Consider the following 13,654-nt stretch of genomic DNA (forward strand, 5'->3'; position numbering starts at 1 on the left):
GTCCGCAATTCACCAGAGGGTGAGCCGTGGGTTGCAGCCGGGGCGGTGTCCGGGCTTTTCGGCGTGGTCACGCACGGGGCGTGTCTCATCCGGGGTTGCTCGGGACCGTCGTCTGGCGGTTCGGGGAGCAGAGGTCTCACGTCGCCGTGGGACTGCCGCATGTCCAGCACCGCGAACGGTGGTCTGGCTCGGTGCGGTTGACTCCCGCAGGGCTTCTTCCAGCCCTTGCGCGAAAACGATCTGTGCGTGCCGGGACGCGGTGGTGTCCAGGTACGCGGTCTTGGGGTCGTCCACGTCGGCGAAGCGGACGAAGGAGGCCAGGGCGGCGGACACGAGGTCGCGTTTCCCGGCGAGGCCGCACGCGATGCACTTGTGCTCACGCTCGCCGAGCGTCTTCTTCACGCGCTCGCCGCACAGGCAGTGCTGAGACAGGGCGGTAGGCCAGGTGGAAGCCCTTACGAGACGGCCGCCCGCAGCCTGACACTCCAGCTCAAGTGCGGCGATCAGCAGACCGGGCGTTGTCCGGGAGAGGCGCTTGCCCCACAGCCGGTACCAGGTGCGGATGTCGCAGTCCTCGACCACCAGCGTGGGGCCGTGTGCCGCGATGATCTGCCGGGCGAGGAGGCGGGCGCGGTGGCGGCGGTGCTCGGCGGCCGATGCGGCTGTTTGGGCCTGGCGGGCGCGCAGCTCCTGGTAGCCGTACGAGATCCGGTCACTCCTGAACGCCTGCTTAGGCACCCCGGCGACGCGGGCAGCGCGGGCACCACCCGGAACGCTGACGGCCTTGGGCTCCAGGCCCTTCGCCGCCCGCTGCTCCGCCCTGCGGATCTGCCTTTTCGACAGCTCGTACTGCGCAGTGTTCGTCGCCCGGCGGGAACGCTCCAGCGCCCGCGCACGACCACGCCGCTTCCTTGCCTCGCGCTCCAACAGAGCCTGTTCCTCGGGGCTGAGCGTGATCTCGGTGGAGGCCGGGGCGCCGTCGGCAGGGTCCAGGGTGGCGGGGAGTGAGACGATCGAGATGTTGGAGACATTGCCGTCCACCCCGCCGAGATCGACCTTGTGCCACCGGCCGGGATTCGACAGGAAGTGTTCGGCCCGTGCCCACTGGCCCGGCTGCTGCGGGATACGCACCGGGAGTACGAGGTCGCCCCGGCCGGAGTCGGGGCCGCCCGCGAACACCACGGCGAGCGGACCGGTGTGGTCCCACCAGCTCGCCTTACGTGTCCCCGGCTTCCCCGACGTGGTGGTCTTCCCGGTGGGCACGGTGCCGGACGGCGCTGCCGGTACGGGCATTCGGCGCGGCTGCTGGACGGTGTGCCGGCCGTCGTCGGTGTAGGCCATGGTGCGGCCGTGGAGTGTGCCGACGAGGCGGAAGGTCTCCCACTTGCGTTCGGTGGTGTGGGAGCGGGCGCGGCCGGGGATGCGGGTGAAGTCGTGCCACCGTCCGGTCTTCGGCTTCCCGGAGCGGTGGCCGGTGGCATCGGGGAACAGGTGCCGCTGGATGCCGTTCCACACCTCGTCGGCCATGTGCATGGCCAGGGCCTTCGAGGCGTGGTGCTTGAGGTGCCCGGAGGCTTCGAGGTGCTTGTAGGCACACCGCTCCAGGGCCTCGCGGGACAGCCCGAGACGCTGTCGTACGGCCTTCGCCCCGTGCTGCTCGCGCTCGTGGAACGCGGTCCAATAGGCATCGACCCTGGCGCGGGCGTCGCGCTGGACGGCCCGCTTGATCGAGCCCATCGCCCGGAACAGCTTCTCGACGCGGGCCAGGTCAGCGGGGTCCGTGACGGTCAGCGGCAGAACCATCACAGCCACCTGTCCATCGTCGGGCTTCTTCCACTTCGGGGCCTTGTTCCTGCCCCGGAACCTCCGCTGCGTCTGGGCAGCCCGCATGACCGTCACCCTCTCGGCGCACCCCTGCGTCACAATCCAACCTAGAGACCATCCCCGCACGCTCAGGCGAATCACGCGCACGGTCACCAGTACCCGCGATCCCTCGCACGTCTGTACGCACAGTGGCCGCAGCTCAACTGGAGGGCACCGTCCAGCACGTACAACTCAACAGCAGTCGACGCCGGCTTACGTCGGCCGCACCCCGCTGTGGCCCGTGGACAGGCTCGACGCCGTCGGCGACACCTGGACCGGCAACCGCAGCGACATCGGCATACCGAAGCGCCCCCGAGGCCGTCACCAGCAAGAGGAAGAGCACGCCGTTCGCCAAGCGGCGAGCGTGGGCCGAACACGGCGTCGCCCGACTCAAGGACCGCGTCCTGTGCCAGCACCGCAGGCGCGGCGACACGATCAACTTCCCCCCCCGCACGGTCGCCGTCCTCCGAAACCTCGCGATCGAGATGAGTTCTCGTCCTCCGCCCGGTCTCAACGGACGTGGACACCAGTCAACCGCTTGTCGTGACCCTGCCCGCCCGCCCCACCCGGGACGAGGTGGCCCGGCTCTGTGCCGAGCTGGCCGCCGCCCCGCCCGGTGACGTGCTCTGCGAGGTCGGCGCCCTCGCGCCCGCCGACCTCGCCGCCGTGGACGCGCTCGCCCGGCTGAAACTCGCCGCCGGGCGCCGCGGCCACCGGATCCGCTTCCACGGAGCGGGGCCCGACCTGCGGGCCCTGCTCCTCCTGACGGGAATCGACGGAACCCTAGGCCTCTAGCCGGGCCGGCAGGTCGAAGAGCGGGAACCAGCGCTCGGTGTCCAGGAAGAAGTCCATCCCCGCGACCTTCCCGTCCCGCAGCTCCAGGACGATCAGCGCCCACGGGCTGAAGCCGCCCGCCGGGTCCGGGTGGTACTGGGCGAACGCCGGGGAGCCGTTGGCCACCGTCGGCACCAGCTTCGAGCCGGAGCAGACCTCGCCGACGCCCAGCATCCAGCCCACGATGTCGTCGTGACCCTGGAGCCAGAGGTCGTACGGCGGCATGGACATGGTCGCGTCCTCGTGGAGGAGCGCGGTCAGCGCCTTCATGTCGTAGCCCTCGAAGGCCGCCACGTACCGCTCCAGGAGCGCCTTCTGCTCCTCGTCGAGCGGGTTCGCCGGGTCGGAGGTGGCCGGGGCCTGCTCGGCCAGGGTCGCGCGGGCCCGCTGCAGCGCGCTGTTGACCGAGGCGACGCTGGTGTCGAGGAGCTCCGCGACCTCGCTCGCCTTCCAGGCGAGCACCTCGCGCAGGATGAGCACCGCCCGCTGCTTGGGCGGCAGGTGCTGGAGCGCGGCCACGAACGCGAGCCGAACGGTCTCCCGGGAGACGGCCGTCTCCGCCGGGTCGGCGACCGAGGGCAGGACCCGCCCGTCGGGGATCGGCTCCAGCCAGGTGATCTCCGGCTGCTTGACGAGCTGCGCCTGCGCGACCGGCGTCGGCGAGGTGAGGTCCATCGGCCGTGCTCTCTTGTTGCCGGCGTTCAGCGCGTCCAGGCAGACGTTGGTGGCGATCCGGTACAGCCAGGACCGCAGCGAGGAGCGGCCCTCGAAGGTGCCGATGGCCTTCCAGGCCCGCACCATCGTGTCCTGCACCGCGTCCTCCGCCTCGAAGGAGGATCCGAGCATCCGGTAGCAGTAACCGGTCAGCTCCCTGCGGTACTTGTCGAGTTCGTCGGTCGTCGCGGTCGCGGCGTCACTCATCGGGTCCACACCCCACTCACCCCTCACCGGAACCCGTTCGGCGCCGGTGAGGGGAAAGTACCGCAGCGGACTGACAGTCGTGGTCAGGTTCCCGGCTTGCGTCCGTAGACGAAGACGTCGTCGCCGTTCCTGAGCAGGTTCCAGTACGCCTTCGCGTCGGCCGGGCGCATGTTGACGCAGCCGCCGGAACCGGGCGGGTTCCACATGGACTTGGTGGTCGAGTGGAAGGCCTGGCCGCCGTCGAAGAACTGCGAGTACGGCATGGAGACGTTGTAGAGCGTCGACCAGTGGTTGATGTTCCGCCAGTAGACCTTCTTCGAGCCGGTACGGGTCTCGGTGCCGTCCTTGCCCGTACGCACCGGCACGGGACCGTACTTGAGGCGGGAGCCGTCCTGGATCCAGCTCAGCTGGCGGGTCAGGTCGACGCAGGCGATCCGGCCCCGGTTGGTCGGGCAGGTGCCCGCCCGGTTGGGGGTGGTGCCGGCGGCCTTCTGCTGGATCATCGTGTTCATCGTGCGCCAGGTGAGCGGCCCGGCGTACCCCATGGTCGGGGTGATGCCGTGCTTGCGCTGGAAGGCCTGGATGGCCTGACAGTCGCCGAGCGACTGGCGCCCGTCGACGGTCCGCCCGAGGAACTTCTCCACCTGCTTCTGGTACGGCCCCGTCGTCACGTTGCAGGACGCCGCCTGCGCCGGAGCCGCACCGAGCCCGATCGTCATCGGCACCACCAGCGCGGTGAGGCCGGCCGCGATTCCGGCTCTTCTGCCTATGCGACCCGCGATTCTCTTCATGATCATCAACTCCCCCTTGAGTCCTATGACTTGTGACGTCCGGGGGAGCTACTCGGTTGCAGTGGAATTCGGGTGGAATCAGCAGGACGCGGCGAGCTGGGTCCGCCGCGCCTCGGCGCGTGCGCTGTGTGTCCCGTACAGGGTCACGGACACGACGCCGAGGACCGCGACGAGACCGATCACGACCGTGCCGGACCAGCCGCCCGCGTGGTAGGCGACCGCGCCGAGCGTGCCGCCCGCGCTGCTGCCGAGGTAGTACGCGGACTGGTAGAGCGCCGAGGCCTGCGCGCGGCCCGTCTTCGCCGTACGGCTCACCGAGGAGGAGGCGACCGCGTGGCCCGCGAAGAACCCGGCCGTGATCAGGACGAGGCCCGCGAGGACCGCCGGGAGCGTGTCGGCGAGCGAGAGCAGCAGTCCCGCGGTGGTGGTGGAGACCGCCAGGTAGAGCGCCCCGCGCCGGCCGAGCCGGGCGACGAGCTTGCCCGCGGCGGCCGAGGAGACCGTACCGACCAGGTAGACCAGGAAGATCGAGCCGATCACGCCCTGCGGAAGCGAGAACGGGGCCTCCACCAGGCGGTAGCCGATCACGGTGTACACCGCGCCGAAGACCGTCATGAACAGCGCGCCGATCACGTACAGCCGCATGAGCAGCGGGTCCGCGAGATGCGTCCGTACGGTCCGGGCGAGCGCCTTCGGGTTCAGCGTGCCCGGGGTGAAGTGCCGTGCCTTCGGCAGCAGCGCCCGGAAGGCGAGCGCGCACAGCAGCGAGGTCAGGCCGACGGCGGCCAGACCCGCGCGCCAGCCCCACATTTGGGCGATCCAGCCGGTGACGATCCGGCCGCTCATGCCGCCGATCGAGTTGCCCGCCACGAACAGGCCGATCGCCGCGATCAGCGCCTTGGGGCGTACCTCCTCCGCGAGGTACGCCATCGCGGAGGCGGGGAGCCCGGCGAGCGCCGCGCCCTGGATCGCGCGGAGGGCGATCAGGGACTCCAGGTTCGGGGCGAACGGCACGACGAGCGCGACGGCGACCGCGACAGTGAGGGAGGCGGTCATCATCGCGCGCCGCCCGAAGCGCTCCGAGAGGGCGCTGAGCGGCAGGACACACAGGGCGAGGGCGCCGGTCGAGGCCGAGACCGTCCAGGAGGCGGCGGAGGCGGTGGCGCCGAACTCGGCCGAGATGGCCGGGAGGAGGGCCTGCGTGGAGTAGAGGAGGGCGAAGGCGGCCAGCCCGGCGGCGAAGAGCGCGAGGCTCGTCCGGCGGTAGCCGGGGGCTCCGGGGGAGAGGCGGGTGTCGGCGGACGCGTGGATGGCGGCCGCCTTGGTACTGGCAGGAGGCATGTCACGAACGTAGGACGGTCCGTTTCATGCGTCCAATGCACGGAACTGCTGTAATCGTTCCCATGGTGCATGAGTACAGGTCACAGCATCGCCTGTCACCGAACAGTAACGAAGAAGACATGGGACTACTGCTCGCGCCGCGGCTCGCGTACTTCGCCGCGGTCGCCCGGCGCGAGCACGTGACCCGCGCCGCGGCCGAGATGGGCGTCCCGCAGTCCACGCTCTCGCGGGCCATGGTGCGGCTCGAACAGGACCTCGGCGTCTCGCTCTTCGCCCGGCGCGGCCGCACGGTCTCCCTCACCCCGGCCGGACGCCGCTTCCTGACGGCCGCCGAGCGGGCCCTCGCCGAGGTGGAACGGGCCGCCGACACCGTACGGGCAGACGCCGACCCCACCGCGGGCCGGATCGCGTTCGGCTTCCTGCACACCATGGGCTCCGAGACCGTCCCCGGTCTCATCCGCGCCTTCCGCGTCGACCATCCGCGGATCCGCTTCACCCTCGTCCAGAACTACGGCGAGGCCATGATCGAACGGCTCAGGGCCGGCGACCTCGACCTCTGCCTGACGTCCCCCGTTCCGGACGCACCCGACCTGGTCGCCCGCCGCCTCGACGAACAGCGGCTCCGGCTCGTCGTCCCCGACGACCACCGCCTCGCGGGCCGCAAACGCGTCCGCCTCGCCGAGGCCGCGGACGAGACCTTCGTGACCCTGGAACCGGGGTACGGGCTCCGCCGCATCACCGACGACCTGTGCGCGGAGGCCGGCTTCAAGCCCCGGATCGCCTTCGAGGGCGAGGAGGCCGAGACCCTGCGCGGCCTGGTCGCGGCGGGCCTCGGCGTCGCCCTGCTGCCTCCGCCGGCCGTTCCGCGCCCCGGCGTCGTCGAACTCACCGTGACCGCCCCGCGAGCGGTCCGCGAGATCGGCGTCGCCTGGCTCGACGGCCACCCGGACACGGCCCCGGTGGCCGCCTTCAAGAAGTTCCTCCTGAGCAGGCGCGGCCACCTGCTGCCCTAGAGCGGTCCACCTGCTGCCCTAGAACCGCCGGGCGGTGCCCCCGAAGCCCGCCGCCAGCGGCATCCGCAGGCCCAGCGGCGGGGGAGCGGCCATCGCGTCGGTCACCGGGCGGGCGACCGGGCGGGCGAAGAGGGCGCCGAGGACGAAGTCGACGGCCAGGGCCTGCACCTCGTCCGCGTACTGGCGGAGCGCGTGACCGTCCGAGTGCACCTCGAAACGGCAGGTGTCCCGGTTGGCCTTCTTCGCCCGCTCGGCGAACCGGAACGACAGCTCCGGGTCCGTACGGGCGTCGTTCGTGCCGTGGACGAGCAGCACCCGGCGCCCCACCAGCTGGCGTACCGCCTCCGGCTCCGCCGCCACGTCGTCCTCCGGCAGCCACGGGGCGAGCCCGAGGACCGCGTCGACCGCGCCGTGCCCGGCCGCCCGCAGTGCCGCCCGGGCGCCGAGACCGTGCCCGACGAGACAGAGCGGGACGTCGCCGTACCGCCGTACCGCCTCCGCGACGGCCCAGGAGGCGTCCGCCGCGAGGTTCGCGTCGGCCCCGTTCCAGCCGCGCCCCCGGTAGCGGACCACATGGGCGACGAGCCCCTCGGACCGGCCCGCCCGGACGAGACCCCGCCCGAGCGGCAGCATGGCGGCATGGGCCCGTGTGGAGGCGCGCCGTCCCGACACCGGCTCGCCGTCCGGAAGCAGCAGCACCACGCCGCCCACCGCCGCCGACGTCCGGGAACCTCCAACAGGCCGTCCGAGCCGGGGTCTCCGGGCGTCGGGCGGCCCCACGAGTGCGAAGTGCGCCATAGCAGAACAGTCTCAGAAGCGGAGGTGTACGCCAGCCGTACGCGCGGTCACCGTTACATATCGCCGCTCGGGCGAACGACCGTGACCCCTATGTCCGTTCGGAGGTCACCCGGTCGGCGCGAAGGGCCGCGCGTCCCGCGACGGCAGGGGGCGGAGCCGTGCGGTGAGGCGTCCGCAGCGGGCTCCGAGTGCGAGCAGGAGGCCACGGTCGGAGCACCGCCGCCGAGGGCCTGCGAAGCACTGACCATGCCGGTCGTCAGCGCACCTGCCGAGACTGCGACGAGCAGTGCACGGATGTATCGCATGCCACGTCCTTCCTTAGAGGCTGTTGACGCGGTGATCGCACGAGAAAACGCCGAAGCGATACGGCGTCACGAGGCGCGCTCTACGCGCGTAGGGGCTAAAGTGCGGCAATGACGAGCCAGACCCCCAGCGTTCCCAGCGCGGTCCAGATCCGGCGCGCCCCGAAGGTGCTGCTCCACGACCACCTCGACGGCGGACTGCGCCCCGGCACGATCATCGAACTCGCCCGGAAGCAGGGCTACGGGCAGCTCCCCGAGACGGAGCCCGACAAGCTCGGCATCTGGTTCCGCGAAGCCGCCGACTCCGGTTCCCTGGAGCGGTATCTGGAGACCTTCGCGCACACCTGTGCCGTCATGCAGACCCGTGAGGCCCTCTTCCGCGTCGCCGCCGAGTGCGCCGTCGACCTCGCCGAGGACGGCGTCGTGTACGCGGAGGTGCGCTACGCCCCCGAGCAGCACCTGGAGGGCGGCCTCACCCTGGAGGAGGTCGTGGAGGCCGTCAACGAGGGCTTCCGGGAGGGCGAGCGGCAGGCCAGGGCGAACGGGCACCGCATCAGGGTCGGCGCCCTGCTCACCGCGATGCGGCACGCCGCCCGCGCCCTGGAGATCGCCGAACTCGCCAACCGTTACCGCGACACGGGCGTCGTCGGCTTCGACATCGCGGGCGCCGAGGCGGGTTACCCGCCCACCCGCCACCTCGACGCCTTCGAGTACCTCAAGCGGGAGAACAACCACTTCACGATCCACGCGGGCGAGGCCTTCGGGCTGCCCTCGATCTGGCAGGCCCTCCAGTGGTGCGGCGCCGACCGGCTCGGTCACGGCGTCCGGATCATCGACGACATCGAGGTCGCCGACGACGGCTCCGTGACCCTCGGCCGGCTGGCCTCCTATGTCCGCGACAAGCGCATCCCGCTGGAGATGTGCCCCTCCTCGAACCTCCAGACGGGTGCCGCCGCCTCCATCGCCGAGCACCCCATCGGTCTGCTCCGCAGGCTGCATTTCCGGGCCACGGTCAACACCGACAACCGGCTCATGAGCGGGACGACCATGAGCCGGGAATTCGAGCTGCTGATCGATGCATTCGATTACACGCTCGACGACATGCAGTGGTTCACTGTCAATGCGATGAAATCAGCGTTCATTCCTTTCGATGAACGCCTGGCCATGATCAACGATGTCATCAAGCCCGGATATGCCGAGCTGAAGTCCGAATGGCTGTTCCAGCAGACCGCCACGACCAGCGAGTCTTCCCGTGTGACGGGCTGAGAACCAGCCCGTCACACGGGCGGAGGCGGCCGGGAGAGCACGACACCGGCCGCTTTCCGGTGTTTGCGGAGGGGTCGTTCCCTGGTTAGGTTGCAGAGCCGCTCTGCATTCCCAGGATTTCCCCGCCCGGCTTTCCCGGAAGCCCCCGGATTCCACAAGGAAGATTTTCAGATGAAGCAGTCTGCCGCCAAGAAGCTCGGTGTCGCCGCTCTCGGTGCCGCTTTCGCCGCCGCCGCCGCCGGCACGGCCTCCGCCGCGCCGTCCCTGCCCGTCGGCGCCGACGCGCTGGGCACGGTGACCCAGGCCGTCCCGCTGGGTGACGGCCTCACCGAGCTCCCCGACGGCGCCGCCGAGTCCCTCGGTGCCGGTCAGGGCGCCCTCGGCCAGGGCCTCGACCAGGGTGTGAAGACCCTCCCGGCCGCCGCCGGCCAGGCCACCCAGAACCTCCCGCTCGACGCCGCCGCCGGCGGCCTCGGCGCCACCCCGCTCGGCGGTCTCCTCGGCGGCCTGCCGCTGGGCGGTCTGCCGATCGGCTGACGATCCCCGTACACGCCGAAGGGGCGCGCACCCGGTCTCCCGGGTACGCGCCCCTTCGGCGTACGTGGACGGTGCGGCGGCTACCAGGCCGCGCTCGCGCTCTTCTCCGCCGGCAGGAACACCCACAGCGCCAGGTAGATCAGGAACTGCGGTCCGGGCAGCAGGCACGAGGCCACGAAGATCACGCGCATCGTCGTCGCGGAGATGCCGAAGCGCCGGGCCAGCGCCGCGCACACTCCGCCGATCACGCGTCCGTCACGGGGGCGGGTCAGTGCGGCCATGGTGGGCTCCTTCGGATTCGGTCCGGGAGCCGCTCCGTCGGGCTCCCGATGACTCCATACTGCCGCCGCACCGGGCTCGCGGGCGTCGGCCTACCGGGCGATCGGGACCCTGGTAATCGTCGGGGTCGCACCCTGAGGTCCCTCGTTCCGCAGCAGGGCGGAACCCTCACCCCGGCTGGTCCCCGAGGGGGAGTCCGACCGGCCCGCGTCCGACCTGCGGCGCAGCCAGGCCCGCCCCGCGGGGACGAACAGAAGGTGCGCGAGGGCCACCCCCGCGGTGTTCAGGAGGATCGAGTCCACGTCCACCACCTGACCCGGTACGGCCGTCTGCAGCAGTTCCACGGCGAGGGACACCAGGGCTCCGGCGGCCGTCGTACGGGCGAGCGAGGCCCAGGGGGAGACGCGCAGCCGGCCTTCGGCCATCGGCAGCAGCACCCCGAGCGGGGCCAGCAGCAGCAGGCCCTCGCCGATCAGCCGGGCCGCCTCCGCGGTGCCGAGCGCGAGATCGGCCCGGAGGCCGTTCAGCGGGACGGTGTTCGGCGCGGTCACCCAGGCCACGTCCCGTGGTCGCAGGCTGACCCAGGCGACGAGCAGCAGATACGCGAGGACGAGGACGAACCCCGCCACGCGGACGACCACGGCGGCACTGCCGCCCGAACCTTGACGCTGCACGCCCCCCAAGACGCCCGCGGTAGCGGAATCGGTTCCGCCGACCGCCGCACAGATCGCCGGGACCGGTCAGCCCGTCGCGGCAGGCGGTCCTGGCGTCCCCGATGCCGATGCCGATGCCGGTGCCGGTGCCGGTGCCGTGGGCGGCGCCGACTCCGGGCGCTCGCGCAGCTCCGTCGTGCACCGGTAGCGCTTCGGCGGATACGAGCCGGGGCCGCCGAGCAGGACCGTGTGGCCGCCGGCGCTCGCGGAGCTCTCCGCGAACGTGCAGATCAGCTGTGACAGGGCCGTCGGCGCCAGGTCCTCCGGCTGGCGGCTCAGCCGCAGCGTGCCCGCCGGGTCGTCCCCGCGGCCGCCGCTCACCGCGAGCGGTCCGCGTACCGCCGTCGTGAAGCCGGCCTGCCGCTCGCTCTCCGAGGGCTCGGCGAGCAGCTGCGCGAGCAGCCCCGTGGCCGTCCGCACCGGATCGCCGCCCGCCTTCTCCGGCAGCGGCGACCGCCGGTCCACCGCCTCAAGCTGCGAGCCGCAGACCAGGAACACCCGGACCGGCACGCCCTGCACCGCCGCGCCCGTGGCGCCGTCCTCCGTCAGGCTGCACGGCACCCGGGAGGGGGCCGCGCCCGCGTCCACCGGGACGGACGTGGTGCGGATCCCGCACCCGGAGACAAGGAGGGCGAGCGCGGTCGCCGCCAGAGCTCCCGCCCCGGCCGACCGCCAAGTGGCCGTACGCCCCAAGACGCTGCGCCTCACGCTTCCTCCACCTCGCCCTGGCTGCTGCGGGTCTGCACCTCGCGCGTGATCCCGGAGGCGTCGAGGGGCAGGCGCAGGACGAACACCGCGCCGTCCACCGCCCCGTCCTCGCCGACCGAGTTCGACGCGGTGATCGAACCGCCGTGGATCAGCGCGTTCTCCATGGCGATCGACAGGCCGAGACCACTGCCCTCGGACCGGGGCCGGGACGCGCTCGCCTTGTAGAAGCGGTCGAAGACGTGCGGCAGCACCTCCTCGGGGATGCCGGGTCCGTGGTCCCGTACCGCGATGACCAGCTCGTCGTCCTCCGTGCGCACCGAGACCCGGACCGGCGAACCGCCGTGCTTCAGCGCGTTGCCGATCAGGTTCGCCAGGATCACGTCGAGCCTGCGCGGGTCGAGCGGTGCCACGATCCCGCGCTCGGCGTCCAGGTCGACGGCGTCGAGCCAGGCCCGCGCGTCGATGCACGCGGTGATCTGGTCGGCGATGTCGACCTCGTCGAGGACGAGCCGGGCGGTGCCCGCGTCGAAGCGGGTCACCTCCATCAGGTTCTCCACCAGGTCGTTGAGGCGCCGGGTCTCGCTGACGACGAGCGCCACCGCCGGGGCGATCATGGGGTCGAGGGAGTCCTGCTCGTCCTCCAGGACCTCCGTGACGGCCGTGAGCGCGGTCAGCGGCGTCCGCAGCTCGTGCGACATGTCGGCCACGAACCGCCGGGAGGACTCCTCCCGGGCGCTCATGTCCGCGACCTTCTTCTGCAGGGACTCGGCCGCGCTGTTGAACGTACGGGAGAGGTCGGCGAGTTCGTCGGCGCCGGTGACCCGCAGCCGGGTGTCGAGCTTGCCCTCGCCGAGCTGCCTGGCCGCCTCGCCGAGCCGGTGCACCGGGCGCAGCACGGTCGTCGCCGCGACCTGCGCGAGCAGCACCGAGCCGACCACCGCGAGCGCGGTGGCGATCCCGAGGGACCAGGCGAGCGAGTTCAGGTCGGCCTTCTCCGCGGCCAGCGACTTGTAGATGTAGCCGACCGGACCGCCGCCGTCGATCCGGGTGCCGCCGACCAGGTACGGCGTCCCGTTCCGCTCCGTACGCTGCCAGAACAGGTGGTACGGGTACGGGTCGGCCTCCGTCACCTGCCGCTCGGTGTTCACGGCGTCGCGCAGCGGCAGCGGCACGTCGGCCAGGGTGAAGTCGTCGGGGTCGGAGGCGCCGACGATCGGCTTGCCCGCGTCCCGCTCGCCGATCAGCAGCACCTCGTAGTCGCGGCTGCCGGACGCCATCTGTTCGGCGGTCCGCCGCAGATCGTCCTGGGTGGGCCGCAGCGGCAGCGTCGCCGCCCGGTTCTGCATCTCCTGGCGGAAGTCGTTGAGCGCCCCGTCCTGGGTGCGCGTCAGCACCGCCTCGCGGTTCAGCCAGTACGCGATGCCGGACGCGGCGACGGCCGCGGTGAGCGCGACCAGGGCGAAGACGACGACGAGCCGAAGTCGCAGGCTGGACAGGCGCAGCCGGGTGAGGATCCCCTTGCTCACGCAGGAACGTCCAGCCGGTAGCCGACCCCGCGCACGGTACGGATGAGCGTCGGTGAGGACGGCACGTCCTCCACCTTGGCGCGCAGCCGCTGCACACAGGCGTCGACGAGCCGAGAGTCGCCCAGGTAGTCGTGCTCCCACACGAGCCGCAGCAACTGCTGCCGGGAGAGCGCCTGGCCGGGCCGGCGGCTCAGCTCCAGGAGCAGCCGCAGCTCGGTCGGGGTGAGCTGGAGGTCCTCGCCGTTCTTGGTGACCGTCATCGCGGACCGGTCGATGACGAGGGACCCGTAGGTCGCGGAATCCGTCGACTCCCGCTCGCCGCGCCGCAGCACGGCCCGGATGCGGGCGTCCAGGACCCGGCCCTGCACCGGCTTGACGACATAGTCGTCGGCCCCGGACTCCAGGCCCACCACCACGTCGATGTCATCGCTGCGCGCGGTCAGCAGGATGATCGGCAGCTGGTCGGTGCGGCGGATGCGCCGGCACACCTCGAAGCCGTCGATCCCGGGCAGCATGACGTCGAGCACGACCAGGTCCGGCCGCTGCTCGCGCAGCAGCTGGAGGCCGTCCTCACCGGTCGCGGCAGTGGCCACCCGGTGGCCCTGTCGGGACAGGGAGAGCTCGAGGGCCGTGCGGATGGCGTCGTCGTCCTCGATCAGCAGCAGAAAAGGCACGGGCAGCATTCTGTCGCATTCGGCCGTCCGAGTTCGACCGCTGGGAGGCTCGCTTCTGTCCGGGGGCCCTGTGACACGCCTGTGACAG

14 protein-coding genes are annotated in these 13,654 nt (G+C 71.8%); 4 read left to right on the forward strand and 10 right to left on the reverse strand.

The features are described 5' to 3' along the window. Positions 1-9: 9 nt before the first annotated feature. Positions 10-1,803, reverse strand: coding sequence for a transposase (locus ACIA8N_RS06575; protein WP_365784832.1), 1,794 nt, complete (start codon positions 1,801-1,803; stop codon positions 10-12). Positions 1,804-2,406: 603 nt separating this feature from the next. Between ACIA8N_RS06575 and ACIA8N_RS06580 the strand changes: the two genes are divergently transcribed. Next, positions 2,407-2,658, forward strand: a complete 252-nt coding sequence (locus tag ACIA8N_RS06580) for an STAS domain-containing protein (RefSeq protein WP_365784718.1) — start codon at positions 2,407-2,409, stop codon at positions 2,656-2,658. Here ACIA8N_RS06580 and ACIA8N_RS06585 read toward each other — a convergent pair. The 3 genes from ACIA8N_RS06585 to ACIA8N_RS06595 all read right to left on the reverse strand — a co-directional run bounded on the left by ACIA8N_RS06585 (position 2,647) and on the right by ACIA8N_RS06595 (position 5,750). Continuing rightward, complete coding sequence (locus ACIA8N_RS06585; protein WP_365784716.1) at positions 2,647-3,618, reverse strand: sigma-70 family RNA polymerase sigma factor; 972 nt, start codon at positions 3,616-3,618, stop codon at positions 2,647-2,649. The genes ACIA8N_RS06580 and ACIA8N_RS06585 overlap by 12 nt on opposite strands. An 83-nt stretch (positions 3,619-3,701) precedes the next feature. Next, on the reverse strand, positions 3,702-4,409 hold the full coding sequence (locus tag ACIA8N_RS06590) for a L,D-transpeptidase family protein (protein ID WP_365784830.1): 708 nt from the start codon (positions 4,407-4,409) through the stop codon (positions 3,702-3,704). Between the two features lie 78 nt (positions 4,410-4,487). Next, positions 4,488-5,750, reverse strand: a complete 1,263-nt coding sequence (locus ACIA8N_RS06595; protein WP_365784714.1) for an MFS transporter — start codon at positions 5,748-5,750, stop codon at positions 4,488-4,490. 62 nt (positions 5,751-5,812) lie between these two features. Here ACIA8N_RS06595 and ACIA8N_RS06600 point away from each other — a divergent pair, with 62 nt between their 5' ends. After that, positions 5,813-6,763 (forward strand): LysR family transcriptional regulator, encoded by a 951-nt coding sequence (locus ACIA8N_RS06600; RefSeq protein WP_365784712.1) that lies wholly within the window; start codon positions 5,813-5,815, stop codon positions 6,761-6,763. 18 nt (positions 6,764-6,781) lie between these two features. On the opposite strand, the gene ACIA8N_RS06605 is transcribed toward ACIA8N_RS06600, so the two are convergent. Then, a complete protein-coding gene (locus tag ACIA8N_RS06605; protein ID WP_365784710.1) occupies positions 6,782-7,561 on the reverse strand; it encodes an alpha/beta hydrolase in 780 nt (259 codons plus the stop codon). A 413-nt stretch (positions 7,562-7,974) separates the two neighbouring features. Between ACIA8N_RS06605 and ACIA8N_RS06610 the strand changes: the two genes are divergently transcribed. Both ACIA8N_RS06610 and ACIA8N_RS06615 read left to right on the forward strand, forming a co-directional pair. Further along, complete coding sequence (locus ACIA8N_RS06610) at positions 7,975-9,129, forward strand: adenosine deaminase (RefSeq protein ID WP_365784708.1); 1,155 nt, start codon at positions 7,975-7,977, stop codon at positions 9,127-9,129. A 171-nt stretch (positions 9,130-9,300) separates the two neighbouring features. Beyond that, complete coding sequence (locus ACIA8N_RS06615) at positions 9,301-9,666, forward strand: hypothetical protein (RefSeq protein ID WP_030223888.1); 366 nt, start codon at positions 9,301-9,303, stop codon at positions 9,664-9,666. An 80-nt stretch (positions 9,667-9,746) separates the two neighbouring features. Here the strand turns inward: ACIA8N_RS06615 and ACIA8N_RS06620 are convergent, their stop codons facing one another. The 5 genes from ACIA8N_RS06620 to afsQ1 all read right to left on the reverse strand — a co-directional run bounded on the left by ACIA8N_RS06620 (position 9,747) and on the right by afsQ1 (position 13,566). Further along, complete coding sequence (locus tag ACIA8N_RS06620; RefSeq protein ID WP_030548960.1) at positions 9,747-9,947, reverse strand: PspC domain-containing protein; 201 nt, start codon at positions 9,945-9,947, stop codon at positions 9,747-9,749. A 90-nt stretch (positions 9,948-10,037) separates the two neighbouring features. Beyond that, the gene (locus ACIA8N_RS06625; RefSeq protein WP_365784705.1) at positions 10,038-10,619 is read right to left on the reverse strand and encodes a VanZ family protein; all 582 of its coding nucleotides are present in this window, start codon (positions 10,617-10,619) and stop codon (positions 10,038-10,040) included. 66 nt (positions 10,620-10,685) lie between these two features. Beyond that, positions 10,686-11,366 (reverse strand): hypothetical protein, encoded by a 681-nt coding sequence (locus tag ACIA8N_RS06630; RefSeq protein WP_365784703.1) that lies wholly within the window; start codon positions 11,364-11,366, stop codon positions 10,686-10,688. After that, positions 11,363-12,892, reverse strand: a complete 1,530-nt coding sequence (locus ACIA8N_RS06635) for a HAMP domain-containing sensor histidine kinase (protein ID WP_365784701.1) — start codon at positions 12,890-12,892, stop codon at positions 11,363-11,365. Before ACIA8N_RS06635 ends, ACIA8N_RS06630 begins: the two co-directional genes overlap by 4 nt. Further along, positions 12,889-13,566, reverse strand: a complete 678-nt coding sequence (gene afsQ1, locus ACIA8N_RS06640; RefSeq protein WP_017239746.1) for a two-component system response regulator AfsQ1 — start codon at positions 13,564-13,566, stop codon at positions 12,889-12,891. The genes ACIA8N_RS06635 and afsQ1 overlap by 4 nt, the downstream gene beginning before the upstream one ends. Positions 13,567-13,654 lie beyond the last annotated feature (88 nt).

This window comes from Streptomyces sp. NPDC051822 (genome assembly GCF_044452745.1).
GTDB lineage: Bacteria > Actinomycetota > Actinomycetes > Streptomycetales > Streptomycetaceae > Streptomyces.